The organism is Streptomyces sp. NPDC029956 (assembly GCF_055574655.1).
Window position 1 is genome coordinate 53,621 of sequence record NZ_JBVHZJ010000022.1, and the last position, 25,288, is coordinate 78,908.

23 protein-coding genes are annotated in these 25,288 nt (G+C 71.3%); 12 read left to right on the plus strand and 11 right to left on the minus strand.

Annotated features, from left to right (window positions below; genetic code table 11):
• Positions 1-32 precede the first annotated feature (32 nt).
• Both ACZ4XX_RS19400 and ACZ4XX_RS19405 read left to right on the plus strand, forming a co-directional pair.
• Entirely contained in the window at positions 33-1,481 is a 1,449-nt protein-coding gene (locus ACZ4XX_RS19400) for an MFS transporter (protein WP_468509077.1), read from the plus strand.
• A 27-nt stretch (positions 1,482-1,508) separates the two neighbouring features.
• A complete protein-coding gene (locus ACZ4XX_RS19405; protein WP_468509078.1) occupies positions 1,509-2,270 on the plus strand; it encodes an SDR family NAD(P)-dependent oxidoreductase in 762 nt (253 codons plus the stop codon).
• Between the two features lie 9 nt (positions 2,271-2,279).
• On the opposite strand, the gene ACZ4XX_RS19410 is transcribed toward ACZ4XX_RS19405, so the two are convergent.
• Positions 2,280-2,693 (minus strand): VOC family protein, encoded by a 414-nt coding sequence (locus tag ACZ4XX_RS19410; RefSeq protein WP_468509079.1) that lies wholly within the window; start codon positions 2,691-2,693, stop codon positions 2,280-2,282.
• A 116-nt stretch (positions 2,694-2,809) separates the two neighbouring features.
• Positions 2,810-3,259: a group III truncated hemoglobin gene (locus tag ACZ4XX_RS19415; RefSeq protein WP_468509080.1), complete on the minus strand. Its 450-nt coding sequence runs from the start codon at positions 3,257-3,259 to the stop codon at positions 2,810-2,812.
• A gap of 432 nt (positions 3,260-3,691) precedes the next feature.
• On the opposite strand from ACZ4XX_RS19415, the gene ACZ4XX_RS19420 reads away from it, so the two are divergent.
• Positions 3,692-4,852: a PhoX family protein gene (locus tag ACZ4XX_RS19420; protein ID WP_468509081.1), complete on the plus strand. Its 1,161-nt coding sequence runs from the start codon at positions 3,692-3,694 to the stop codon at positions 4,850-4,852.
• Between the two features lie 141 nt (positions 4,853-4,993).
• Here the strand turns inward: ACZ4XX_RS19420 and ACZ4XX_RS19425 are convergent, their stop codons facing one another.
• From ACZ4XX_RS19425 to dusB, 3 genes are all read right to left on the minus strand, one after another.
• Positions 4,994-6,016: an ArsR/SmtB family transcription factor gene (locus tag ACZ4XX_RS19425; protein ID WP_468509082.1), complete on the minus strand. Its 1,023-nt coding sequence runs from the start codon at positions 6,014-6,016 to the stop codon at positions 4,994-4,996.
• Between the two features lie 578 nt (positions 6,017-6,594).
• Positions 6,595-9,306 carry a pyruvate, phosphate dikinase gene (gene ppdK / locus ACZ4XX_RS19430; protein WP_468509083.1) on the minus strand — a complete coding sequence of 904 codons (2,712 nt, stop codon included), beginning with the start codon at positions 9,304-9,306 and terminating at the stop codon, positions 6,595-6,597.
• A gap of 366 nt (positions 9,307-9,672) precedes the next feature.
• Positions 9,673-10,809, minus strand: a complete 1,137-nt coding sequence (gene dusB / locus ACZ4XX_RS19435) for a tRNA dihydrouridine synthase DusB (protein ID WP_468509084.1) — start codon at positions 10,807-10,809, stop codon at positions 9,673-9,675.
• Between the two features lie 52 nt (positions 10,810-10,861).
• Here dusB and ACZ4XX_RS19440 point away from each other — a divergent pair, with 52 nt between their 5' ends.
• A complete protein-coding gene (locus ACZ4XX_RS19440) occupies positions 10,862-12,319 on the plus strand; it encodes an MFS transporter (protein ID WP_468509085.1) in 1,458 nt (485 codons plus the stop codon).
• Here the strand turns inward: ACZ4XX_RS19440 and ACZ4XX_RS19445 are convergent.
• Positions 12,306-13,283 carry an MmyB family transcriptional regulator gene (locus ACZ4XX_RS19445; protein WP_468509134.1) on the minus strand — a complete coding sequence of 326 codons (978 nt, stop codon included), beginning with the start codon at positions 13,281-13,283 and terminating at the stop codon, positions 12,306-12,308. The two genes, ACZ4XX_RS19440 and ACZ4XX_RS19445, sit on opposite strands and share 14 nt — an antisense overlap.
• Before the next feature lie 110 nt (positions 13,284-13,393).
• On the opposite strand from ACZ4XX_RS19445, the gene ACZ4XX_RS19450 reads away from it, so the two are divergent.
• Entirely contained in the window at positions 13,394-14,863 is a 1,470-nt protein-coding gene (locus tag ACZ4XX_RS19450; RefSeq protein ID WP_468509086.1) for an MFS transporter, read from the plus strand.
• 113 nt (positions 14,864-14,976) lie between these two features.
• Here the strand turns inward: ACZ4XX_RS19450 and ACZ4XX_RS19455 are convergent, their stop codons facing one another.
• Positions 14,977-15,237 (minus strand): DUF6243 family protein, encoded by a 261-nt coding sequence (locus tag ACZ4XX_RS19455; protein ID WP_468509087.1) that lies wholly within the window; start codon positions 15,235-15,237, stop codon positions 14,977-14,979.
• Between the two features lie 237 nt (positions 15,238-15,474).
• Here ACZ4XX_RS19455 and ACZ4XX_RS19460 point away from each other — a divergent pair, with 237 nt between their 5' ends.
• From ACZ4XX_RS19460 to ACZ4XX_RS19470, 3 genes are all read left to right on the plus strand, one after another.
• Positions 15,475-16,512, plus strand: a complete 1,038-nt coding sequence (locus ACZ4XX_RS19460; RefSeq protein WP_468509088.1) for an aldo/keto reductase — start codon at positions 15,475-15,477, stop codon at positions 16,510-16,512.
• A gap of 43 nt (positions 16,513-16,555) precedes the next feature.
• On the plus strand, positions 16,556-17,146 hold the full coding sequence (locus ACZ4XX_RS19465) for a TetR/AcrR family transcriptional regulator (RefSeq protein WP_468509089.1): 591 nt from the start codon (positions 16,556-16,558) through the stop codon (positions 17,144-17,146).
• A gap of 104 nt (positions 17,147-17,250) precedes the next feature.
• The gene (locus ACZ4XX_RS19470; protein ID WP_468509090.1) at positions 17,251-17,988 is read left to right on the plus strand and encodes a VC0807 family protein; all 738 of its coding nucleotides are present in this window, start codon (positions 17,251-17,253) and stop codon (positions 17,986-17,988) included.
• Positions 17,989-18,067: 79 nt separating this feature from the next.
• On the opposite strand, the gene ACZ4XX_RS19475 is transcribed toward ACZ4XX_RS19470, so the two are convergent.
• Entirely contained in the window at positions 18,068-19,450 is a 1,383-nt protein-coding gene (locus tag ACZ4XX_RS19475) for a glycine--tRNA ligase (protein WP_468509091.1), read from the minus strand.
• Between the two features lie 166 nt (positions 19,451-19,616).
• Here ACZ4XX_RS19475 and ACZ4XX_RS19480 point away from each other — a divergent pair, with 166 nt between their 5' ends.
• The 4 genes from ACZ4XX_RS19480 to ACZ4XX_RS19495 all read left to right on the plus strand — a co-directional run bounded on the left by ACZ4XX_RS19480 (position 19,617) and on the right by ACZ4XX_RS19495 (position 22,822).
• Positions 19,617-20,624 (plus strand): metal ABC transporter solute-binding protein, Zn/Mn family, encoded by a 1,008-nt coding sequence (locus ACZ4XX_RS19480; RefSeq protein ID WP_468509092.1) that lies wholly within the window; start codon positions 19,617-19,619, stop codon positions 20,622-20,624.
• A gap of 26 nt (positions 20,625-20,650) precedes the next feature.
• Entirely contained in the window at positions 20,651-21,430 is a 780-nt protein-coding gene (locus ACZ4XX_RS19485; RefSeq protein ID WP_468509093.1) for a metal ABC transporter ATP-binding protein, read from the plus strand.
• Between the two features lie 16 nt (positions 21,431-21,446).
• The gene (locus tag ACZ4XX_RS19490; protein WP_468509094.1) at positions 21,447-22,340 is read left to right on the plus strand and encodes a metal ABC transporter permease; all 894 of its coding nucleotides are present in this window, start codon (positions 21,447-21,449) and stop codon (positions 22,338-22,340) included.
• A gap of 71 nt (positions 22,341-22,411) precedes the next feature.
• The gene (locus ACZ4XX_RS19495) at positions 22,412-22,822 is read left to right on the plus strand and encodes a Fur family transcriptional regulator (RefSeq protein WP_055603560.1); all 411 of its coding nucleotides are present in this window, start codon (positions 22,412-22,414) and stop codon (positions 22,820-22,822) included.
• Between the two features lie 112 nt (positions 22,823-22,934).
• On the opposite strand, the gene ACZ4XX_RS19500 is transcribed toward ACZ4XX_RS19495, so the two are convergent.
• Genes ACZ4XX_RS19500 through recO form a run of 3 tightly spaced genes read right to left on the minus strand, consistent with a single transcriptional unit; the run spans position 22,935 to position 25,076 of the window.
• Positions 22,935-23,477, minus strand: coding sequence for a YcxB family protein (locus ACZ4XX_RS19500; protein ID WP_468509095.1), 543 nt, complete (start codon positions 23,475-23,477; stop codon positions 22,935-22,937).
• A gap of 7 nt (positions 23,478-23,484) precedes the next feature.
• Positions 23,485-24,309: an isoprenyl transferase gene (locus tag ACZ4XX_RS19505; protein ID WP_468509096.1), complete on the minus strand. Its 825-nt coding sequence runs from the start codon at positions 24,307-24,309 to the stop codon at positions 23,485-23,487.
• Between the two features lie 17 nt (positions 24,310-24,326).
• Positions 24,327-25,076 (minus strand): DNA repair protein RecO, encoded by a 750-nt coding sequence (recO, locus tag ACZ4XX_RS19510; RefSeq protein ID WP_468509097.1) that lies wholly within the window; start codon positions 25,074-25,076, stop codon positions 24,327-24,329.
• Between the last annotated feature and the right edge of the window lie 212 nt (positions 25,077-25,288).

Below are 25,288 nucleotides of genomic sequence, written 5' to 3' on the forward strand. Positions count from 1 at the left end.
TTGGAATGTACGGTCAAGTACAGGGGGATGGAATGTCATCGACGAAGGTGCGGGAACCCGACGGGGTCACCGGCGGCGGACGCCGCACCCGCGGAGGCCGCGCACCCGGGAGCCGTACCCGCGGAGGCCCCGCGCCGGGGAGCCGTACCCGCGGAGGCTTCGCCCTCCTCGCGGCCGTGCAGATGACCCTCATCTTCACGCTCGCCTCCCTGGCCGTACCCCTCCCCCGCATCGGCGCCGAATTCCACCTCGAACGCGCCCAGTTGATCCTGCTCAGCGCCGCCTACGGCCTGACCTTCGCCGGCCTGCTGCTCTTCGGCGGGCGGCTCGCCGACCACTTCGGCGGGCGCCGGATCCTCACCGCGGGACTGCTGGTCTTCGGCGCGGCCTCCGCCCTCGCACCGCTCACCCCCGGGTACGAGGCGCTGCTCGCCGCCCGGTTCGGGCAGGGCGTCGGCGCGGCGCTCGTCGCCCCGGCGGCGATGGCGGTGCTCCGGTCCCTGTTCCCCGAACCGGCCGCGTACGGAAGGGCGATGGCCTCCTGGGGCGGGCTCTCCGTGCTGGGCGCGACCGCGGGGAACCTGCTCTCGGGGGTCATCGCGGCGGCCACGTCCTGGCGCGGCACGTTCGCGGTCCCGGTGGCGGTGACCGTCGCGGCCCTCCTCCTGGCGCCGCGCGCACTGCCCGGGACGGCGCCCGGGACCGTACCCCGGCCCGGCCGCCCCCCGAACCACCGGTCCCTCGACCTCCCCGGCGCCCTGCTCGCCACCGCCGGGATCACCCTCGCCAGCTTCGGGCTCGTCCTCACCGACGCCCACGCGTGGGGCTCCGCCCCGGTCCTGGTCCCTCTCCTGTCCGGGCTGGTCCTCCTGGCGGCCTTCGGGGCGGTCGAGCGGCGCACCGCCGACCCGCTGCTGCCCCCGGACTTCCTGCGCGACGGCCGCCGGAGTCTGGGCCTGGCGGCGATCGGTCTCACGGCAGCCGGCACGGCCACCGTCTTCATCCTGCTCTCCCTCTCCTTCCAGCAGCAGCGCGGCTGGGACGAGCTGCGGACCTCCGCCGCCTTCGTGCCCTTCGCGGTCGCCCTGCTGGGCTCGGGACGGCTGGCGGGCCCGCTGATCGGGCGGTACGGCCCCGGCCGGGTGACCGCGACCGGGCTCGGTACGGCGGCGGCCGGGCTCGGGCTGCTCGCCGCGACCGGTTTCGACACCTCGGTGCCGTACGCGTACGGGCTGCTCCCCGGCCTGCTCCTGCTGCCCGCCGGCGGCGCCCTGTCCTTCTCGGCCGCCGCGGTACTGGCCACCGAGGGCGTCCCCGCGCACCGGGCGGGCCTCGCGGGCGGCGTCCTGAACACGGCGATGGAGCTCGGCCCGACCGTGCTCTTCGCCGCACTGCTCACCCTCGGCGGGGACGCGGTGTCGCTGGCGGCGGCCGCCGTCCTCTTCACCGCCCTCGCCGTCACCACGATCCGCGTCAAGTAACACGCACTCACACGGGAGTCGACTCACATGAACGCACGCTTCACCGACCGCGTCGTCCTCGTCACCGGGGCCGGTTCCGGTCTCGGCCGGGCCATCGCGCTCGCCTTCGCCGCCGAGGGCGCGAAGGTCGTCGTCGCAGGCCGCACCGCCGCGCCGCTGGAGGGGACGGTCGGCCTGATCGAGGCCGCCGGGGGCACCGCCGCCGCCGTCACGGCCGATGTGGCCGACGCCGGATCCGTACGGGAGCTGGTCCGGCGCACGGTCGAGGTCTACGGCGGTCTCGACGTGGCCGTGAACAACGCGGGGGTCTTCCGGGGCGGCCACAGCGCCGCCGACTTCCCCCTGGACGACTGGCGGACACTGCTCGACATCAACGTCACCGGGGTGCTGCACGCCCTGCAGGCCGAGGTGACGCACATGCGGGCGCACGGGGGCGGGGCGATCGTGAACATCGCGTCGAACCTGGGCCCGCACATCCGGATCCCCGGGGTCTTCGGCTACCAGGTCTCGAAGGCCGCCGTGTCGGCGCTGACCAGGGCCGCGGCCCTGGACCACATCGCCGACGGGGTCCGGATCAACGCGGTCAGCCCCGGCGCCTCGGAGTCCACGATGTCGCTGCGGCCGGGCGAGACCGAGGCCGAGCGGGAGGTCCGGATGAAGCAGGAGTCTCCGCTGGGCCGGATCTCCTCGGCCGCGGAGGTCGCGGCGGCCGTGCTGTACCTCGCGTCGGACGCGGCCGGCTCCGCCGTCGGCACGGACCTGGTGATCGACGGCGGCGTCTCCGCCTGACGACAGGACCTAGCCCTGGGCGGCCGCCGGGTCCATCCAGAAGACCTCCCAGTGGTGGCCGTCCAGGTCCGTGAAGGAGCGGCCGTACATGAAGCCCATGTCCATCGCCTCCTTCGCGGGCGTGCCGCCGGCGGCGAGGGCGGCGTCGGCGAGCTCGTCGCACTTCTCGCGGCTCTCGGCGCTGAGGGTGACCAGGACCTCGGTGGCCTTGGTGGCGTCGGAGATCTCCTTGCCGGGGGCCATGAAGGACTTGAACTTGCCCTCTTCGAGGAGCATCGCGAAGATCGTGTCGCTGAAGACCACACAGGCGGTCGACTCGTCGCTGAACTGCGGGTTGTGGGAGAAGCCGAGCTTCTCGAAGAAGGCCCTGCTGGCGTCGACACTCTTGACGGGCAGGTTCACGAAGATCATCTGCGGGGCCATGATGCGCTCTCTCTTCCCTTGCGTTCGCTCCGGTCGCTTCGGCCGCTCCGGCGCTTTCAAGAGGTAGGACGGGCGTCCCGCCCGTAACTCATCGCTCTCCCGAGGATCTTTTTCGCTCAGGCCGCGGAGCGCAGCTCAAGGGCCGCCAACGGTACGAACCCGCCGCCCGTGCCCTCCGTCCCGGCCCCCGGCCCGGCGAGCCGCCGCAGCATCGCGAGGGCGATCCGCTCGCCCTGCGCCTTGGCCCGCTCGGCCAGCGGCCCGGTGTGGAGGCCGTCGACGGTGGCGTGCCAGAGCTGCACCCAGCGCCCGAAGTGGGCGGCGGTGAGGGGCCGGGCGGAGTGGAGTGCGGCGTGCGGGGCGAAGGCGTCCCGCCCGTAGTCGGCGGTGCGGAAGAGGGCGCGCTCCCAGAAGTCGGTGATGCGCGGCAGATGCACCTCGAGATCGGTCCCGGCGAGCTCGGTGAAGAACGGCCCGATGAGCGGGTCGGCGAAGGCGGCGGTGTAGAACCGCCGCAACAACACGTCGAGGTCGCCCCGACCACTGACATCCCGGGTGGCACGCATACCCCCAGTGTGCCCGCCGCGCCGGCCGGACCCGTAGTGCCGAAGGTCCCCCGCCCCTCAGGACTCCCGCCGGGCGAGGCTCCCGACCCGCAGGACTTCCGACCCGCAGGACTTCCGACTCGCGGGGCTCCCGACTCGCGGGACTCCTGCCGGGCAGGGCTCCGGCCGGGCAGGGCTCCGGCCGGGCAGGATTCCGGTCCCACACGACTCCGGCCGGGCAGGATTCCCGTCCCACACGACTCCGGCCGGGCAGGATTCCCGTCCCGCAGAGCTCCCGTTCCGCCCGGCGAGGCCGCCCGCCCGACACCCGTCTCCTCCCCTTCACCGCTTGTTGATGCACTGTCAATTCCGTACTTCTAGTTTCCGGAAGCGCGCGACCCCGTCGCCGACCGGACTGGCGGGGCGGTTCACCACCCTTCTCAGGAGTGAGACGTGGAGCGACGCAGTTTTCTGCGCGGAGCGGTCATCGGCACGTCGGCGGCCGCCTTCGGCGGCACCCTGATGCACGGCGCCGCCTACGCGGCCCCCGCGCAGCCCGGCGCCGGCCCCTACGGCGCCCTCGGCGCGGCGGACGCCAACGGCATCCTGCTGCCCGCCGGCTTCACCAGCCGGGTCGTCGCACGGTCGGGCCAGACCGTGCCCGGCACCTCGTACACCTGGCACAGCGCCCCCGACGGCGGCGCCTGCTTCGCCGACGGCACCGGGTGGATCTACGTGTCCAACTCGGAGATCAACCCGAGCGGCGGCGCGAGCGCGGTGCGCTTCGGCTCGACGGGCGCCGTCACCGGCGCGTACCGCATCCTGTCCGGCACCCGGCAGAACTGCGCGGGCGGCAGGACCCCGTGGAACACCTGGCTCTCCTGCGAGGAGGTCAGCCTCGGGTACGTCTACGAGACAGATCCGTACGGCGTGAACGCGGCCGTCCGCCGGGACGCGATGGGCCGGTTCAAGCACGAGGCCGCCGCGGCCGACCCGGTCCGCAAGGTCGTCTACCTGACCGAGGACGAGACGAGCGGCTGCTTCTACCGCTTCATCCCCGCCACCTGGGGCAACCTCTCCGCCGGCACCCTCCAGGTGATGGTCGCGGGCACCGCCGCCTCCGGCTCCTTCACCTGGCAGAACGTGCCGGACCCGGACGGCTCGCCGACCGCGACCCGCAGCCAGGTCTCGGGCGCGAAGAAGTTCAACGGCGGCGAGGGCTGCCACTACGCCAACGACACCGTCTGGTTCACCACCAAGGGCGACAACCGCCTCTGGCAGCTCAACCTCACCACCAACACCTATGAGCTGGCGTACGACGACTCGCTCGTGCCGAGCGGCGCCGCCCCGCTCACCGGCGTCGACAACGTCACGGGCTCCTCCTCCGGTGACCTGTTCATCGCCGAGGACGGCGGCAACATGGAGATCTGCGTCATCACCCCGGACGACGTCGTCGCCCCGTTCCTGCGGATCAGCGGCCAGTCCTCCTCCGAGATCACCGGCCCCGCCTTCTCCCCCGACGGCAGGCGGCTGTACTTCTCCAGCCAGCGCGGCACGAGCGGCAGCTCCTCCGGCGGCATCACCTACGAGGTGACGGGCCCGTTCCGCACCTGACGCTCCCGCGGTGCCGGGCCCGTTGCGCACCTGACGCTCCCGCGGTGCCGGGCCCGTTGCGCACCTGACGCTCCCGCGGTGCCGGGCCCGTTGCGCACCTGACACCCGTCGCGGTGACGGGCCCCTCCGCCCCGCGGTCCCCTACGAGGTGACCGTCCCGTTCCGTGCGTAGCACCGCAGATCCACCGTCCGTTGGGCGCCGCCGAGCAGGGCGGCGCCCAACGGCGTCAGCGTGTGCAGGACCGCGTTCCCGTGCCGGAGGGTCGCGATGAGCCCCGCCTCGCGCAGCACGCCCGCGTGCTGGCTCGCCGAGGCCAGCGACACCCCGGCTCGGCGGGCGAGCTCGCTCGTCGTACCGCCGTCGCCGATGGCGTGCAGGACCGCCGAGCGGGTCTGGCCGACCAGCTTGGCGAGCGAAGAGCCGCCCGGCGCGCGCACCGTCGGCGCCTCGCCGTGGGTGACCGGGTAGACGAGGACCGGCGGCAGCGCGGGGTCGCGCAGCACCACGGGGGTCCCCCGGCAGAAGTACGAGGGCTGGAGCAGCAGCCCCCGGCCGTCGAGGTGGACGTCCCGGTCGACCGGGTAGTCGGCCTCCAGGACCGGCGCGCGCCAGCGCAGCATCGGCGGCAGCGAGGCGAGGAGCTCGTCGGCGCCGCCGTCCAGGAGCGCACGGCCGCGCCGGGCCCGGTCGGCCTCGACGCGGGCCCTGATGTGCGGCCAGTACGGCTCCACGGCGGCCCGGTGATAGCTCCGCAGCGCCCCCACGAGCCGGTCGAAGGGCTCCGCGCCGCCGTCGGCGAGGGCGCGCAGCGAATGGGGTACGGTCCGCCCGCCGGAGCGGTGCGCGGCGAGCAGCGAGAGTTCGCCGCGCAGCCGGCCGGAGTCGGTCGCGCGGATCGCCTCCAGGCCCTCGTCGAGCCCGTGGACGCCCTCTGCGGGCGTCAGGAAGTCGGGGAAATAGCCGCGGCTGGGAACGAGCGCCGCGAGGAGCCGGGTCTCACCACCGAGCCGCATGCGGGTTTCGGAGCGCCATTCTCCGAAGACGACGGGGCCGCGCCGGTCCCTTAAACGGTGAAAACTGAGAATCGTTTCCCACAGAACATCGGGCCGGGCGGCGGTCCGCACCCCCGCCAGGTCGTTTCCGGTGAAATGAATCCGCAGCATGACGTCCCCACCTGTGCACTCGCAACCACCCCCGACGACGAGTATGCACAGCATCACTGCACGTTACCAGGGTGTTTCAGCCACAGTTGAAAAGCATCGCGGCAATGGGGGCGGAACCGAAAAGCTGTACGGGTCGGGCAGGAAACCTTCAGGACCGAGGTGACGTGGTGAAGACCGTGGGGGGCTTTGCCCGTCCGGCGGCGGTCGGCGAGGTTGCGGCTCACCTGCCCGGCATCGGTAAAGGGCGCGGCCTCCGGGTGGGGATCCGGGGGTCGCGCCCGCCTCATTCTTTGCGGTGGATCCTTTGCGGGGAACGAGGAAGTTCAATGGCCAATAATTCAATCAGGGGCAATTGAACAACTACTCACATCCGCTCAACAAACAAACGACGGGACGGACACCTCCGCACAAAGGTGTCCGTCCCGTCGCCGTGAATCCGGGGGCCGCCGCCCGCCGGTGAGGGTGATGAGGTGACCGGCGGCGCCCCCGGTGGTACCGGAGCGGTTCGGTGATTCCCGCTGCTGAACGGGGGTTCAGGAGGGCCCGACCGCCGCTCCTGACCCCCCGTTCAGCAGGACTCAGCGGCTGTCGCTGCCCTTCGACTCGGCCGCCGCGCGGCCGGCCTCCAGACGCGCCACCGGGATCCGGAAGGGCGAGCAGGAGACGTAGTCCAGACCGACCTCGTGGAAGAAGTGGACCGACTCCGGGTCGCCGCCGTGCTCGCCGCAGACACCGAGCTTGATGTCGGGGCGGGTGGCGCGGCCGGCCTGGACGGCGCTGCGCACGAGCGCGCCGACACCGTCCTTGTCGATGGTCTCGAAGGGGCTGACGCCGAAGATGCCCTTCTCCAGGTACGCGGTGAAGAACGAGGCCTCCACGTCGTCGCGGGAGAAGCCCCAGACCGTCTGCGTCAGGTCGTTGGTGCCGAAGGAGAAGAACTCCGCGGCCTCGGCGATCTGACCGGCGGTCACGGCGGCGCGCGGCAGCTCGATCATGGTGCCGAGCGCGAGCTTGAGCTCGACACCGGTGCGGGCCTGGACCTCGGCGATGACCTGCTCGGCCTCCTCGCGGACGATCTCCAGCTCCTGGACGGTGCCGACGAGCGGAATCATGATCTCGACGCGCGGGTCGCCCTTGGCGTCGATGCGCTGGGCCGCGGCCTCGGCGATCGCCCGGACCTGCATGGTGAACAGGCCGGGGATGACCAGGCCGAGGCGCACGCCGCGCAGACCCAGCATCGGGTTCTGCTCGTGCAGGCGGTGCACGGCCTGGAGGAGGCGCAGGTCGTTCTCGTGCGGCTCCTTGCGGGACTCGGCGAGGGCGACGCGCACCGACAGCTCGGTGATGTCGGGCAGGAACTCGTGCAGCGGCGGGTCGAGCAGCCGGACCGTGACGGGCAGCCCGTCCATGGCCTCGAAGAGCTCGACGAAGTCGGTCTTCTGCAGCGGCAGGAGGGCTTCCAGGGCGTCGTCGCGCTCGACGTCGGTGTCGGCCAGGATCAGCCGCTCGACGAACTGGCGGCGCTCGCCGAGGAACATGTGCTCGGTGCGGCAGAGGCCGATGCCCTGGGCGCCGAAGCGGCGGGCGCGGTTGGCGTCCTCGGCGTTGTCGGCGTTGGCGCGGACGCGCAGGCGGCGGACGCGGTCGGCGTAGGCCATGATCCGGTGGACGGCCTGAACCAGCTCGTCGGCGTCGTCGGCGCCGGCGTGCATGCGGCCCTCGAAGTACTCGACGACCGGGGACGGTACGACGGGTACCTCACCGAGGTAGACCTTGCCGGTGGAGCCGTCGATGGAGACGACGTCGCCCTCCTCGACGACCTGGCCGTCGGAGGTGGTCATCCGGCGGCGCTTGGTGTCGACCTCGAGCTCCTCGGCGCCGCAGACACAGGTCTTGCCCATGCCGCGGGCGACGACGGCGGCGTGCGAGGTCTTGCCGCCGCGGGAGGTGAGGATGCCCTCGGCGGCGATCATGCCGTCCAGGTCGTCCGGGTTGGTCTCGCGGCGGATCAGGATGACCTTCTCGCCCGAGCGGGACCACTTGACGGCGGTGTACGAGTCGAAGACGGCCTTGCCGACCGCGGCGCCCGGGGAGGCGGCGATGCCGCGCCCGATCTGGTCGACCTTCGCGTCCTCGTCGAACTTGGGGAACATCAGCTGGGCGAGCTGCGCGCCGGTGACGCGCTGGAGCGCCTCGGCCTCGTCGATCAGGCCCTGGTCCACGAGCTGCGTGGCGATGCGGAAGGCGGCACCCGCGGTGCGCTTGCCGACGCGGGTCTGGAGCATCCAGAGCTGGCCGCGCTCGATGGTGAACTCGATGTCGCAGAGATCCTTGTAGTGGGTCTCCAGCGTGTTCATGATGTGCATGAGCTGGTCGTACGACGCCTTGTCGATCGACTCGAGGTCGGCCAGCGGCACGGTGTTGCGGATACCGGCGACGACGTCCTCGCCCTGCGCGTTCTGCAGGTAGTCGCCGTAGACGCCGGCGTGGCCGGAGGCGGGGTCGCGGGTGAAGGCGACGCCGGTGCCGGAGTCCGGGCCGAGGTTGCCGAAGACCATCGAGCAGACGTTGACGGCGGTGCCGAGGTCGCCCGGGATGCGCTCCTGGCGGCGGTACAGCTTCGCGCGGTCGGTGTTCCAGGAGTTGAAGACGGCCTCGATGGCGAGGTCCATCTGCTCACGCGGGTCCTGGGGGAAGTCGCGGCCGGTCTCGGCCTTCACGATCTTCTTGAAGTGCTCGACGACCTTCTTCAGGTCGGCGGCGTCGAGGTCGGTGTCGCTGGCGACCTTCTTCGCGGCCTTCGCCTCGTCCAGCGCGTCCTCGAAGAGCTCGCCCTCGACGCCGAGGACGGTCTTGCCGAACATCTGGATGAGCCGGCGGTACGAGTCCCACGCGAAGCGCTCGTTGTCGGCCTGGGCGGCGAGACCGACGACGGACTCGTCGGAGAGGCCGATGTTGAGGACGGTGTCCATCATGCCAGGCATGGAGAACTTCGCCCCGGAACGCACCGAGACGAGCAGCGGGTCGTCGGCCTGGCCGAGCTTCTTGCCCATCTGCTGCTCGAGGGCGTCGAGGTGGGCGCTCACCTCGTCGCGGAGCTCGACCGGCTCCGAGCCGCTCTCGAGGTAGACCTTGCACGCCTCGGTGGTGATCGTGAAGCCGGGGGGGACCGGGAGGCCGAGGTTGGTCATCTCGGCGAGGTTCGCGCCCTTGCCACCGAGCAGGTCCTTCAGGTCCCTGTTGCCCTCGGTGAAGTCGTACACGAACTTCTGATCATTGTTTTCCGACACGGGTCCCGACTCCTCGATGACTCGGTTGGCTGCCCTGACGGCGAGGAACATACCCAGATCGAAGGCTTCTGGGGAGGTACGCCTAGCGGTCACGTGGCCGTAACCACCCGTCCGCCAGCACTTCGAAAGTAACCGAGAAGTAGCTTCCGCTTTCAGGCCCCGAAGGCGTCATGACCCAAACCAAAGGGAAGTCGCTCATACGAGCGCGCATTCGAGCACTTGCGTTCAAGTCTTGAACGCAAAAAGGGTGGCACCCCGTGCCACCCTTCAGGCGGTGCAGCCGTTCGTAACCTGCTCATCTGAGCACCACCCCCCTCAAGGGTGGCGAGGATCACTCCCCCGGAAAGGCCGAATCAAGGCCGAATCTCAGCCGCCGGACGTGTCCAGCTCGGCATCCTCGCTCACGCCGGAGCAGTCATACGGGTCCTTCAACCAGCCATCAGGCAGGACAACTCGGTTGTTTCCGGACGTACGACCCCGAGGACCGTCGGCACCCACCGGCCACGGCTGATCAAGGTCCAGCTCGCTCAACTGAGCGCTCAGTTCGTCGAGGGACGAGGTGATCGCCAGCCTCTTGCGCATCTCGGAACCCACCGAGAAGCCCTTCAGGTACCAGGCCACATGCTTGCGGAAGTCGATGACACCGCGTGCCTCGTCGCCGAGCCACTCCCCGAGCAGCCGCGCGTGCCGCACCATCGCGTCCGCGACCACCCGCAGCCCCGGCGCCGCGTAAGCGCCCGTGCCCTCGAAGCCGGCCACCAGGTCCGCGAAGAGCCACGGCCGGCCCAGGCAGCCGCGCCCCACGACCACACCGTCGCAGCCCGTCTCCCGCATCATCCGCAGGGCGTCGTCGGCGGACCAGATGTCGCCGTTGCCGAGGACCGGGATCTCCGGCACGTGCTCCTTGAGGCGCGCGATCGCGTCCCAGTCCGCCGTACCGCCGTAGTGCTGTGCCGCCGTCCGCCCGTGCAGGGCGATCGCCGTGACGCCCTCCTCCACGGCGATCCGGCCCGCGTCCAGGAAGGTGATGTGGTCGTCGTCGATGCCCTTGCGCATCTTCATCGTGACCGGCAGGTCGCCCGCGTTGCCCACGGCCTCGTTGAGGATCGCGCGCAGCAGCGGCCGCTTGTAGGGCAGGGCCGAGCCACCGCCCTTCCGGGTCACCTTGGGGACCGGGCAGCCGAAGTTCAGGTCGATGTGGTCGGCGAGGTCCTCGTCGACGATCATCCGCACGGCCTTGCCGACCGTCACCGGGTCCACCCCGTACAGCTGGATCGAGCGCGGCTGCTCGGTCGCGTCGAAGCGGATGAGCTGCATCGTCTTCTCGTTGCGCTCGACCAGGGCGCGCGTCGTGATCATCTCGCTCACGAACAGCCCCTTGCCGCCGCTGAACTCGCGACAGAGGGTACGGAAGGGGGCGTTGGTGATGCCGGCCATCGGGGCGAGCACCACCGGCGGCTGCACGATGTGCGGCCCGATGGCGAGGGGGGAGAACGCGGTCATTGGCCCATTGTCGCGCACTGCGCCGGTCATTAGTTAGCCGTACTATCCGAACATGCCAGAGCTCACACGCGCGCAGCTCCCCCGGCGCCGACAGCTCGTCGTCCTGGCGATCTGCTGCACGAGCCTGCTGATCGTCAGCCTGGACAACACCGCGCTCAACGTCGCCCTGCCCTCCCTGCGGCACGACCTCGACGCCTCCGTGTCCGGCCTGCAGTGGGTCATCGACGCGTACACCCTGGTCCTGGCCTCACTGCTGATGCTGGCCGGTTCCACCGCCGACCGGATCGGCCGCCGCAAGGTCTTCGTGACAGGCCTCGTCGTCTTCGCGCTCGGCTCGCTGCTCTGCTCCCTCGCCCCGAACCTGGAGACGTTGATCGCCTTCCGGGCGGTGCAGGCGGTGGGCGGCTCGATGCTCAACCCGGTCGCCATGTCGATCATCACCAACACCTTCACCGAACCCGCCGCACGCGCGCGTGCCATCGGCGTCTGGGGCGCGGTGGTCGGCATCTCCCTGGCCCTGGGGCCGCTGGTGGGCGGTGTGCTCGTCGAGTCGGTCGGCTGGCGGGCGATCTTCTGGGTCAACCTGCCGGTCGCCCTCGGCGCCCTGCTCCTCACCCTGCGGTACGTCCCCGAGTCCCGCGCGCCCCGGCCCCGGCGCCCGGACCCCATCGGGCAGCTCCTGGTGGCGACGCTCCTGGCCTCCCTCACGTACGCGATCATCGAGACCGACCCGCTCTTCGCCGGCATCGCGGCCGTGGCGCTCGGCGGGGTCCTCGTGTACGAGCCGAGGCGCCGCGAACCCCTGATCGACCTGCGGTTCTTCCGCAGCGCGCCGTTCAGCGGGGCCACCGTCGTCGCGATCTGCGCCTTCTCGGGCTTCGCCGGCTTCCTGTTCCTGAACACCCTGTACCTCCAGGAGGTGCGCGGGCTCTCCCCCCTGGACGCCGGTCTGTATGTGCTGCCGATGGCGGGCATGACCTTCGTCTTCGCCCCGCTGTCGGGCCGGCTCACGGGCGCGCGTGGACCCCGCCTTCCCCTGCTGCTCGCGGGCACGGCGATGGCGACCGGGGCGCTGCTCTTCGCGGCCTTCGAGGCGGAGACCCACGATCCGCTGCTCTTCACCGGGTATGTGGCCTTCGGCATCGGCTTCGGCCTGGTGAACGCGCCGATCACCAACACGGCCGTCTCGGGGATGCCCCGCGCGCAGGCCGGGGTGGCGGCGGCGGTGGCCTCGACGAGCCGCCAGGTGGGGCAGACGCTCGGGGTGGCGGTCGTCGGCACGGTGCTCGCGACGGGGGTGGGCGCGGGGACGTCGCCGGAGGACTTCGTGACGGCGGCACGGCCGGGCTACTGGGTGGTGACGGCCTGCGGCCTCGCCGTCCTCGCGGTCGGCGCGCTGACCAGCGGAAAGTGGGCCCGCCGCACGGCGGAGCGGACGGCACGGTGCCTGGAGACGGACGACGAGCCGCAGGCGGCGGACGGGGCGGACCTGCCGCTCAGGCAGCCGTGAGGCCCTGGGACTCCCGGGGCGTACGGGACTCCCGGGCAGTGCGGGTCTCCCGGGCCGCATGGCTTTCCCGGGCCGTGCGGTCCGGGTGGGCCTCCCGGTCGGCCCGGACCGTCTGCGCCTCCTCCTGGACGACCAGCTCCAGGAGCTGTTCGAGCCGCGCCCGGGACTCCTCGTCGAGGGGTACGTACGTGCCGAGGCGCGGTCCTGCGGCCGGCCCCAGCCAGAGGTTGGTGTGCTCCAGGTGCAGCACGCCCACCTGGGAGTTCCGGATGACCTTGGCGCGCCCGGCGAGGTCGGCGACGTCGCGCCGGTCCCAGAGCTCGCGGAACTCCGGGGAGGCGTCCTGGAGCCGCTGGACCAGCGCCTTCCAGGCGGGTTCGGCCAAGTGCTCGGCCATGGAGGCACGGAGCTTGCCGACCATCGCGCGCAGGACGTCGGGGAGGTCGCCGAAGGCCGCGCGGAAGTCCTCGTGGGTGAAGGCGAGCCAGAGGGTGTTGCGGTCCTCGCGGGGCAGCGCGTCCAGGTCGCAGTAGAGCCGCCCGAAGGTGCGGTTGTAGGCGAGGAAGTCGTACCGGCTGTTCTGCACGCAGGCGGGCACGGGCTCCAGCTGACGGAGCAGCTCGCGCAGCGCGGGGGTGACGGCCGGGCAGGCCGTCTCGGGGTGCGGATCGCTCTGGGCGGCGAGGGCGAAGAGGTGGCTGCGCTCGGTCGGGTCGAGCAGCAGGGCTCCGGCGAGGGCGTCCAGGACCTGCGGGGAGACCTGGATGTCGCGGGCCTGCTCCAGCCAGGTGTACCAGGTGACGCCGACGGCGGAGAGGTGGGCGACCTCCTCGCGGCGCAGGCCGGGGGTGCGGCGGCGGCGCCCCCGGGGCAGGCCGACCTGCTCGGGGGTGATGCGCTCGCGCCGGCTGCGCAGGAAGGCGGCGAGCTCGTGTCGCCGCGTACCGGGTTCGGCCGTCGTCATGGTCGTCACGCTCCCAGGGTGCCGGGCCCGTCAGCCCCGTGCCAGGTACTCCTTCTACCAGGATAAAGACACTCTGGTACCAGGCTGAGGAGCGGCGGATCGTCGATGCCGTGACTACGACCTCCGCTTCTCCCCGTTCTCCGGCCTCTCCCCCGGGCGGCACCCCGCCCGGGGCCGCTCCCCTCGTCCACGACCGACCGGCCCTCGGTTCGCTCGGTCTGTTCACCGTCCTGCTCGGCGCGGCCCTGCCCCTGATCGACTTCTTCATCGTCAACGTCGCCCTGCCGTCGATCGACCACGACCTGGCGGCGGGCCCGGCACTCCTGGAACTGGTCGTCGCCGGGTACGGCCTGTCGTACGCCGTCCTGCTCGTCCTCGGCGGACGGCTCGGCGACCTCTTCGGACGCCGGCGGCTCTTCCTCGCGGGCATGGCGGCCTTCGGGCTGACCTCGCTCGCCTGCGGCCTCGCCCCGGACGCCTGGACGCTGGTCGGGGCGCGGGTGGCGCAGGGCGCGGCGGCGGCGCTGATGCTGCCGCAGGTCCTCGCGACCATCCACTCCTCCACGGAGGGCGCGCGACGCGCCAAGGCGCTCAGCCTGTACGGGGCGACCGCGGGGCTCTCCATGGTGGCCGGGCAGATCCTGGGCGGGGTCCTGGTGGCCGCCGACCTCGCGGGCTCGGGCTGGCGTGCGGTGTTCCTGGTGAACGTGCCGGTGGCGGTGGTCGGTCTGGTCCTGGCCTTCCGTACGGTCCCGGAGACCCGCTCGGACCGCCCGGCGCCGGTGGACGTGCCGGGCACGCTGCTGCTGGCCCTCGCACTGACCACCCTGCTCGCGCCGCTGACGGAGGGGCGGGCGGCGGGCTGGCCGCTGTGGACGTGGGTGTCGCTGGCCGTGTTCCCGTTCGCGGCGGTGGCGTTCTGGCGGGTGGAGCGGCGGATGGACCGCCGCGGCGACACGCCGCTGGTCCCGCCGAGCCTGCTCGGCCTGCTGTCGCTGCGGCGCGGGCTCGTGCTGCTGCTGCCGCTCTGCATGGGCTTCGGCGGCTTCATGTTCGTGATCGCGGTCGCTCTCCAGCAGGGCCTCGGCCTGGGCGCGATCGCCTCCGGCCTGGCCCTGGTCCCGATGGCGGTGGCCTTCTTCGGTGCCTCGCTCGCGGGTCCCCGGCTGGTACGGCGCTGGGGCACGCGCGTGGTGACGGCCGGCGGGCTGATCCAGGGCGTCGGCATCGGGCTGCTCGCGGTGACGGTCTGGCGCTCCTGGCCGGACCTGTCGGTGGGGATCCTGCTCCCGGGCATGGCGATCGCGGGCCTGGGTCAGGGCCTCCAGCTCCCGGTGCTCTTCCGGGTGATCCTCTCGGAGGTCCCGGGGGAACGCGCGGGAGTGGGCAGCGGCGTGATGGTGACGACCCAGCAGTCGGCGCTCGCCCTGGGCGTCGCCACCCTGGGCTCCCTCTACCTGGGCCTCGCGGCCTCGGCCCCGGACGCGGGTACGGCTCTGACGACGACGCTCCTGGTCCAGCTGGCCATGGTGGCCGTGACGGTGGTGCTCTCCGCGCGCCTGCCGAGGAAGGTGGCCTAGCGGAAGGCGGGCGGGCCGGAACAAGCCGTGCCGGACGAAGGCGGGCCGGACGGCGGAAGGGCCCGGGGCGTGGAGACGCCCCGGGCCCTTCGCCGTGCGGTGGTGTGACGTGACTACGCCCGGCCGGTGCCGGCGGCGTCGCCGGTGTCAGCGCCGGCGGCGTCCGCCGTGGTCCCGGCCGTCCCGGCCGTGTCGGCTCCGGCGGCGTCGGCTCCCTGGGTGCGCTCGCGCATCTTCTTCAGGAGGTCCTGCTTGCGGTCGTCGGCGGAACGCCGGGCCGCCGTGCGGCTCTGGTCGTTGCCGTGCTGGTCGGCGCGGGACAGCTTCTTGCGCTGTCCTCCGACGCCGAGGAGGTTGTTGCGGCTCTTCGCCACGGTGTTCTCCCGTCAGTGAGGTGGGCGGTGGTCTGACTCGGGCTGCCGGAGACGGCGCTCACTCGTAGATCTGGAAGAACGAGGACATGCCGGCGACGCTACCCCGGCCCCTGGGCGAGGGCACTCGGTTTTCCCCGCACCACTCGAAGGAATGACAGATATTGAAATCTGTCATCGGTCATGTCATGGTTGATGCGTCAGATCGATCCACCGCTTCCCGAATCCGAGGAGACAGCCATGACCACCACCAGGCGCCCCGTCCCCACCCGCCGGCTCGGCACCAGCGGGCCCGAGGTCTCCGCTCTCGGCCTCGGCTGCATGGGCATGTCCGCGCTGTACGGCGAGAGCGACCGCGCCGAGTCGATCGCGACGATCCACGCCGCCCTGGACGCGGGGGTGACCCTGCTCGACACCGGCGACTTCTACGGGATGGGACACAACGAGCTGCTGATCGCCGAGGCGCTGCGCGCGGCCCCGGCGGCCGCCCGTGAGCGGGCGCTGACCAGCGTGAAGTTCGGTGCCCTGCGCACGGTCGAGGGCGGCTTCACCGGGTACGACGGGCGGCCGGCCGCCGTGAAGAACTTCGCGGCCTACTCGCTCCAGCGGCTCGGCACCGACCACATCGACATCTATCGCATCGCCCGCGTCGACCCGGACGTGCCGATCGAGGAGACCGTCGGCGCCATCGCCGAACTGGTCGAGGCGGGGCACGTGCGGCACATCGGACTCTCCGAGGTCGGCGCGGACACCCTGCGCCGGGCCGCGGCCGTGGCCCCGATCGCGGACCTCCAGATCGAGTACTCCCTGATCTCCCGGTCGATCGAGGAGAAGATCCTGCCGACCGCCCGGGAGCTGGGCATAGGCGTCACGGCGTACGGAGTGTTGTCGCGCGGCCTGATCAGCGGCCACTTCACCCGCGACCGGGAGCTCGCGGCGAACGACTTCCGGGGCATGAGCCCGCGCTTCCAGGGCGACAACCTCCGGCGGAACCTCGACCTCGTCGACCGACTGCGGGCGCTCGCCGAGGCCAAGGGCGTGACCGTCGCGCAGACCGCGATCGCCTGGGTCCTCGCGCAGGCCGAGCGGCAGGGCGCGGACATCGTCCCGCTGATCGGCGCCCGGCGCCGTGACCGCCTCGCGGAGGCGCTCGGTGCCCTGGACGTCACGCTCGACGCTGCCGACCTGGCGGCGATCGAGGAGGCCGTCCCGGCGGGCGCGGCGGCCGGCGACCGCTACCCGGCGGCGCAGATGGCCCACCTGGACAGCGAGCACTGACCGGCGCCCCGGAGCCCCGATGGCTGACAGGTAGTGTCATTCCATGGCCGCCACCGAGACCCTGACCGCCGAGCGCATCCTCGAAGCCACCGAGGAGGTGCTGCGCCGCTACGGACCGGCGAAGGCGACCGTCGTGGACGTGGCACGGGTCCTCGGCGTCAGCCACGGCAGCGTCTACCGCCACTTCCGCACGAAGGCGGCGCTGCGCGAGGCGGTGACCGAGCGGTGGCTGGAGCGGACGATCGTCGCCCTCGAGCCGTACGTGGAGGCGACGGGCTCGGCCGACGAGCGGCTCACCAGCTGGCTGACCGCCCTGTTCACCCTCAAGCGCCGCAAGGCCGGCGGCGATCCGGAGCTGATGGCCACCTTCCAGGTGCTGATCGGCGAGAACAGCGCGGTGGTCCACCGGCACGAGGACCATCTGGTGGAGCAGATCGCCCGCATCGTGGAGGACGGCCACCGCGAGGGGGTGTTCGCCGCTCCGGAGCGGGACTACGCGACGACGGCCCGGGCGGTCTTCGACGCCACGGACCGCTTCCACGACCCGGCGCACGCCGCCGACTGGTCGACCACGGACATCGAGGACGCGTTCGCGGCGGTCATCTCCCTGACGCGGCGGGCGCTGCGGGCCTGACCCGCACCGGCTTGAAGATCATTTGCCGTGGACTTGCCCGTTCCCTGTCCGAAGCCTGACTAGCGTTCTCCCCCACCGCGACCCGAACGCCTCCAGGGGGAACCATGTCCGCGCACGAGCGACTCTCGGCCGAACAGGCCACGACGACCGACGGACGACCGGGGCCACCGGCCCGTTCGGGGGCCGCCTCGGCGGTCGGCTGGGTCCTGACCATCGGGCTCAATGTCGTCGCACCGATCCTCACGTACACCATCCTGACCGAGGACCACGGTTGGTCCGAGTTCGCCGCCCTGCTCGCCGGCAGCGCCTGGCCGGTCCTGGACAGCGCGATCATGGTGGCCTGGCGCCGCAGGATCGACGAATTCGCCGTGGTCACCCTGGTGTTCCTGGTGATCACGGCCCTGGTCTCGCTGATCGGCGCGCACACCGCCCGCGCGCTGCTGGTCAAGGACTCGGGGGTGACGGGCCTGTTCGGGCTGCTCTGCCTGGCCACGCTGCTCGCGCCGCGGCCGCTGATGTTCTACTTCGGGCGCAAGTTCGCCACCGACGGCACTCCGGCGAGCACCGCCTGGTGGAACGGCATGTGGCAGTACGAGGGCTTCCGCTCCACCATGCGCACGATGACGCTGGTGTGGGGCGTGGCGTACGTGGCCGAGGCGCTCGTCCGGGTCGGGCTCGCCTACACCCTGGACACCTCGACGATGGTCACGCTCAGCCCGCTCATGATCTACGGCGTGCTCGGCGTCCTCGGGGTGTGGACGGCCTGGTTCGGCAAGCGGCGCGCCGCCGAGGGCGCGAGACGCCAGGCGGAGGCCGAGGCGGCCGCCGCCCAGGCGGCCTGACCCCACGCAGGGGGAAGCCCCCGGTTCCGCTCGGAACCGGGGGCTTCCCCCTGCGCGATCAGCGATCGACGACCAGAGGTCAGCAGCCGAGCAGGCGGCTGCCCAGGTAGCCCTGGATCTGGTCGAGGGAGACGCGCTCCTGCTTCATGGTGTCGCGCTCGCGCACGGTCACCGCGTTGTCCTCGAGGGTGTCGAAGTCGACGGTCACACAGAACGGGGTGCCGATCTCGTCCTGGCGACGGTAGCGGCGGCCGATGGCGCCGGCGTCGTCGAACTCGATGTTCCAGTTCTGGCGCAGGTCCGCCGCGAGGCCCTTGGCCTTCGGCGAGAGCTGCGCGTTGCGGGAGAGCGGCAGGACCGCGACCTTGATCGGGGCCAGGCGGTGGTCGAGGCGCAGGACCGTGCGCTTCTCCATGACGCCCTTGGCGTTGGGGGCCTCGTCCTCGTTGTACGCGTCGAGCAGGAAGGCGAGCATGGCGCGGCCGACACCGGCCGCGGGCTCGATGACGAACGGCGTGTAGCGCTCGCCGGACTCCTGCTCCAGGAACGTGAGGTTGGCGCCGGAGGCCTTGGAGTGCGCGTTCAGGTCGTAGTCGGTGCGGTTGGCGACACCTTCCAGCTCGCCCCACTCGCTGCCGCCGAAGGAGAAGCGGTACTCGATGTCGGCGGTGCGCTTCGAGTAGTGGCTGAGCTTCTCCTGCGGGTGCTCGAACCAGCGCATGTTCTCCTCACGGAGACCCAGGCCGGTGTACCAGTTCCAGCGCTGCTGCATCCAGTACTCCTGCCACTGCTCGTCCTCGCCCGGCTTGACGAAGAACTCCATCTCCATCTGCTCGAACTCGCGCGTGCGGAAGATGAAGTTGCCCGGAGTGATCTCGTTCCGGAAGGACTTGCCCATCTGCGCGATGCCGAACGGGGGCTTCTTGCGCGTGGTGGTCTGCACCTGGGCGAAGTTGGTGAAGATGCCCTGGGCGGTCTCGGGACGCAGGTAGGCGACGGAGCCGGTGTCCTGGGTCGGGCCGAGGTGCGTGGAGAGCAGACCGGAGAACTGCTTGGGCTCGGTGAAGGTGCCCTTGTTGCCGCAGTTGGGGCAGTTGAGGTCGGCGAAGCCGTTCTCGGGGAGACGGCCGTGCTTCTCCTCGTACGCCTCCTCCAGGTGGTCCGCGCGGTAGCGCTTGTGGCAGGAGGTGCACTCGGTGAGCGGGTCGGTGAAGGTCGCGACGTGACCGGAGGCCTCCCAGACCTCGGTGGCCAGGATGACCGACGAGTCGATGCCGACGACGTCCTCGCGCGAGGTGACCATGTAACGCCACCACTGACGCTTCAGGTTCTCCTTGAGTTCGACACCCAGCGGTCCGTAGTCCCAGGCGGCCTTCTGGCCGCCGTAGATCTCACTGCACGGGTAGACGAAGCCACGGCGCTTGCTCAGGCTGACGATGGTGTCGATCTTGTCGGCGGCCACGGTGCTCTCTTCATTACGACGACGAAGTGCGAATGCCTCAGGTTACCGGCGCCCACGCCCCCCGTATCAAATCGGTTCGGTGAGGGGACCGCGCGAGAGGCCTCGTGGGCGGAGCCACACGTACGACAATTGACAATCGTTTCCAGTTTTGTTGAAAATGAGTGTCATGAACGTACGTCGCCGCCTCATATCCAGCACCGCCGCCGCAGCAGCCGTCACCCTCGGCATCGTCACCCTCTCCGCCTGCGCCGGAACCTCCGACGCGGCCGACAAGGGCAGTGACGGCAAGCTGGACGTGGTGGCGTCGTTCTACCCCATGCAGTACCTGGCCGAGCAGATAGGCGGCGACCACGTCGCCGTCGACACGCTCACCAAGCCCGGCGTCGAACCCCACGACCTGGAGCTCAAGCCGCGACAGATCGGCGAGCTCGGCGAGGCCGACGTCGTCCTCTACCTCAAGGGCGTCCAGCCCGCCGTCGACGACGCGATCGCCCAGGCCGGCGTCGAGAACACCGTCGACGCCGCCACCCTCACGAAGCTCGAGGCCCACGGCACCGAGGTCGGCCACGAAGGCCACGACCACGCCGAAGGGGAGCACGCCGAGGGAGAGCACACGGAAGCGGAAGCCGGTCACGACCACGGCTCCGAGGCCGGCGCCGACCCGCACATCTGGCTCGACCCCGTGAAGTACGCCGAGGTCGCCAAGGGCGTCGGCACCGCCCTGGAGAAGGCCGACCCGGCCAACTCCGCCGACTACCGCAAGAACACCGACGCGCTCGTCAAGAAGCTCGGCGACCTGAACACCGACTTCGCGAACGGCCTGAAGAACACCACGACGAAGACCTTCATCACCACCCACTCCGCCTTCGGCTACCTCGCCGAGCGCTACGGCCTGGACCAGGAGGGCATCTCCGGCATCGACCCCGAGTCCGAGCCGAGCCCCGCCCGGATCAAGGAACTCCAGGACGTCGCGAAGAAGGACAAGGTCACCACCGTCTTCTTCGAGACCCTCGCGAGCGACAAGACCGCCAAGACCCTCGCCGGCGACACCGGTCTGAAGACCGACGTGCTCGACCCGCTGGAGGGAATCACGGACACGTCCAAGGGCGATGACTACATCGAGGTCATGCGCTCCAACCTCGCCGCGCTGCAGAAGGCCCTCGGCGCGAAGTGATCACCGCACAGCAGGAGGTACGCGCCATGGCAGCCCCGACGTCGGAACGGGAACCCGTCATCTCCGTCCGCGGAGCCACCGCGGCCCTCGGCGCCCGGCCCGTCCTCCGAGGCGTCGACCTCACCGTCCGCCGCGGTGAGGTCGTCGCCCTGCTCGGCGCCAACGGCTCCGGCAAGTCCACCGCGGTCCGCTCCGTCATCGGCCAGGTGCCGCTGACCGGCGGCACGATCGAGCTGTTCGGCACGGACCGGAAGCGGTTCCGCGACTGGGCGCGGGTCGGCTACGTACCACAGCGGACCACGGCCGCGAGCGGCGTCCCCGCCACCATCCACGAGGTCGTCTCCTCCGGCCGGCTCTCCCGCCGCAGGTTCGGCTGGCTGACCAAGGCCGACAAGGCCGCCGTCGAGCGGGCCATCGAGCTCGTCGGGCTCGCCGACCGCGCCAAGGACTCCGTCTCCGCCCTCTCCGGCGGCCAGCACCAGCGCGTGCTGATCGCCCGCGCGCTCGCCTCCGAGCCCGAGCTCCTGATCATGGACGAGCCGATGGCGGGCGTCGACCTCGCGAGCCAGGAGATCCTCGCCTCGACCCTGCGCGAGCAGGTCGCCGGCGGCACCTCCGTCCTCCTCGTCCTGCACGAGCTGGGCCCCCTGGAGCCGCTGATCGACCGCGCGGTCGTGCTCCGCGACGGCTGTGTCGTCCACGACGGCCCGCCGCCGGAGGCCCTCGGCCAGCACGCGCTGCCGGGCCACGACCACGTCCATCCGCACGCGGCCGGGGAGCCGCTCCGTACGGGTCTGCTGACCTGAGGAAGCTGACCTGATCATGGAAATGCTCGATCTCGCCTTCATGCAGCGCGCGCTCCTCGCAGCCGTGCTCGTCGGCATCACCGCGCCCGCCGTGGGCATCTACCTGGTCCAGCGCCGTCAGGCGCTGATGGGCGACGGCATCGGCCATGTCGCCATGACCGGCGTCGGCCTCGGCTTCCTCCTGAACTCCAGCCCGGTCTGGATGGCGACCCTGGTCGCCGTCGTCGGCTCGGTCGGCATGGAGCTGATCCGGGCGTACGGCAAGACCCGCGGCGACCTGGCGCTCGCCCTGCTCTTCTACGGCGGCATGGCCGGCGGCGTCCTGCTGATCAACCTCTCGCCGACCGGCTCCAACGCCAACCTCAGCTCCTACCTCTTCGGTTCGCTCTCCACGGTCTCCGAGGAGGACATCACCGCGATCGGCATCCTGGCCGCCTTCGTCGTCCTGGTCACGGTCGGTCTGCGCCGGCAGCTCTTCGCGGTCAGCCAGGACGAGGAGTTCGCCCGGGTCACCGGCCTCCCGGTGCGCGCCCTGAACCTGCTGATCGCGGTCACCGCCGCGGTGACCGTCACGGTCGCCATGCGGGTCGTCGGCCTGCTGCTGGTCAGCGCGCTCATGGTGGTGCCGGTCGCGGCGGCCCAGCAGCTGTCGAAGTCCTTCCGCGCGACCTTCGTCCTCGCCGTGGTGACGGGCATCACGGTCACCCTGGCGGGCACGGTCACCTCGTACTACCAGGACGTGCCGCCCGGCGCGACGATCGTCCTGTACGCGATCGGCGTCTTCGTCCTGCTCACCCTGCTCGCCACGCCGCTCGCCAAACGGCGGGCACGGGCGGCCGAGGCGGGCGCGGAGAGCTGTGACGCACCGGTTCCGGCGACCCGTCGTCCCACGGACGACGTGAAGGTCTGATCCGGCCCGGACTCAGGGCCGTGGGGGGCTGGCAGAATGGCGGGGGCAGACAAGCATTCAAGGAGGCCCCCGTGGTGACGGCAGGACCCCCCGTACGAGGCCGCTCGACCAAGCAGCGTGCCGCCGTCTCCGCGGCGCTGAACGAGGTGGACGAGTTCCGCAGCGCCCAGGAGCTGCACGACATGCTCAAGCACCGCGGCGACTCGGTCGGCCTCACCACCGTCTACCGCACGCTCCAGTCCCTGGCGGACGCGGGCGAGGTCGACGCGCTGCGCACGAGCGAGGGCGAGACGGTGTACCGCCGCTGTTCGACCGGCGACCACCACCACCACCTGGTGTGCCGTCTGTGCGGCAAGGCCGTGGAGGTGGAGGGCCCGATGGTGGAGCAGTGGGCCGAGACGATCGCCTCGGAGCACGGCTTCGTGAACGTGGCGCACACCGTGGAGATCTTCGGCACCTGCGCGGACTGCGCCGGGAAGTGATCTTCGCGCGGTGACCGTACGGACGGCGACCCGGCGAACGGCGACCTGACATACGGCGACCCGACATGGGAGAAGGCCCGTACCGAGAGGTACGGGCCTTCTCCCGTCCGGGTCACCCCCGCGCGGAGTTCCGGTCCAGGACCATCCGCAGCCGGTCGACGGCGGCCGGGTCGGCGAGTCCGCTCTTGGGCAGGTACGCGAAGCCGGTGCCGGTCCGCCGGGCGGTGAGCAGCACGAAGAGCCGGGGCGTCTCGACGTATCGGGGCAGCATGGCCCACCGGATCATGACGTCGGTGTCCCGGGTGGTCCACCTCCCGCCGTCCTCGTCGACGACGGCCTTCGCCTCACCCTGGGACCGGATCATCAGGAAGAGGCTGCGCGCGGTCCCCCACGGCACCAGTTCCGCGGCGGCCACGGCCACGAGGCCGAGCAGGGTCATCTCGACCGCCGTCCCCGGGTCCGGCTCCCGCAGGACGAACAGCGCGAGGGCCGCGACGCCGAAGGCGAGCACGCAGGCGCCGCGGGCCGCCCAGCGCAGCAGGGGCCACCAGCGAGTGGCCCGCAGCCGCACCCGCACGGCCTCGCTCACGTCCGCGAACACGGCGGGGTAGAGGAGTTCGATCCCGTCCTGGGTGCTGCGCTCCGTCGCGTCCACGCGCGGCTCAGCCCTTGTCGAGGACGGCCATGTCGGCCGGGTCGACGCCGCCGAAGCGGCGGTCGCGCTGGGCGTACTCGACGCAGGCCCGCCACAGGTCGCGGCGGTCGAAGTCGGGCCACAGCACGTCCTGGAAGACCATCTCGGCGTACGCGCTCTGCCAGATCAGGTAGTTGGAGGTGCGCTGCTCGCCGCTGGGCCGCAGGAAGAGGTCCACGTCCGGCATGTCCGGGTAGTAGAGGTACTTCTGGATGGTCTTCTCGGTGATCTTCGCCGGGTCGAGCCGGCCGGCCTTCACGTCCTCGGCCAGCGCCTGCGCCGCGTCCGTGAGCTCCGCGCGGCCGCCGTAGTTCATGCAGAAGTACAGCGTGAGCCTGGTGTTGTCCTTGGTCTGCTCCTGCGCGATCTGGAGCTCCTTGGCGACCGACTTCCACAGCTTGGGCATCCGGCCGACCCAGCGCACCCGCACGCCGAGCGAGTCGAGCTGGTCGCGGGACTTGCGGATGAAGTCGCGGTTGAAGTTCATCAGGAAGCGCACCTCCTCGGGCGAGCGCTTCCAGTTCTCGGTGGAGAAGGCGTAGAGCGAGATCGCGCCCACGCCCATTTCGATCGCGCCCTGGAGCACGTCGAGCACCTGCTCGGCGCCGACCTTGTGGCCCTCGGTGCGGGGCAGGCCGCGCTCCTTCGCCCAACGGCCGTTGCCGTCCATGACGATCGCGACGTGCTCCGGGATCAGCTCGGACTGGAGCTTCGGCGGGCGGGCGCCGGACGGGTGCGGCTCGGGGGTGCTGTACTCCCGGCGCTGGCGACCGAGCAGTCGTGCGATGGCCATGACGTGGTCTCTCCTACCTAGCTTTTCTCTACGTACCGCAGGGAGCGCAGGCCGCGCTCCAGGTGCCAGTGCAGATAGGCGGACACGAGTCCGCTGCCCTCCCTGACGTGACGCGGCTCGCACGCGTCCGCCGTCGCCCAGTCGCCGGTGAGCAGCGCGCCGAGCAGGCCGATGGCCTCCGGAGAGGGTACGACGCTTCCGGGCACGCGGCAGTCGCCGCATATGACGCCGCCCGCCGCGACCGAGAAGAACCGGTTGGGTCCGTGGATGCCGCATTTGGCACAGTCGTCGAAGCTCGGCGCGTAGCCGTTCACGGCGAGCGAGCGGAGAAGGAAGGCGTCGAGGATGAGATGGGGGGCGTGCTCGCCCCGGGAGAGCGTCCGCAGCCCGCCCACCAGCAGCAGGTACTGCTGCACGGCGGGCTCGCCCTCGTGGTCGGTGAACCGCTCCGCCGTCTCCAGCATGGCGGTGCCGGCGGTGTAGCGGGCGTAGTCGGTGACGATGCCGCTGCCGTAGGCGGCGATGGTCTCGCTCTGGGTGCAGAGCGGCAGGCCGCGCCCGACCAGCTCACTCCCCCGGGCGAAGAACTGCACGTCCACGTGCGAGAACGGTTCGAGCCGCGCGCCGAACTTGGACTTCGTCCGCCGCACTCCCCGGGCCACGGCGCGTACGCGCCCGTGACCACGCGTGAGGAGCGTGATGATGCGGTCCGCTTCACCCAGCTTCTGGGTGCGCAGCACGATGCCGTCGTCGCGGAACAGACTCATGCGGCCATTCTCGCGTACGGGAGGAGGCTTTCGGACAGAGTCCCCGGCACGGCGTCCGCTCGGAGTACATGCACAACCTGCTGTCCGACCTCCACCACCCCGACCGGGAGAGCTACGCCTCCGGGGCGAGCTCGAGCTGCGGCCGACCCCGACCCCGCAGGCGTCGGACGCCACGCTCGTGGCGCATCTGATGGCCCCCGGACGACGAACGC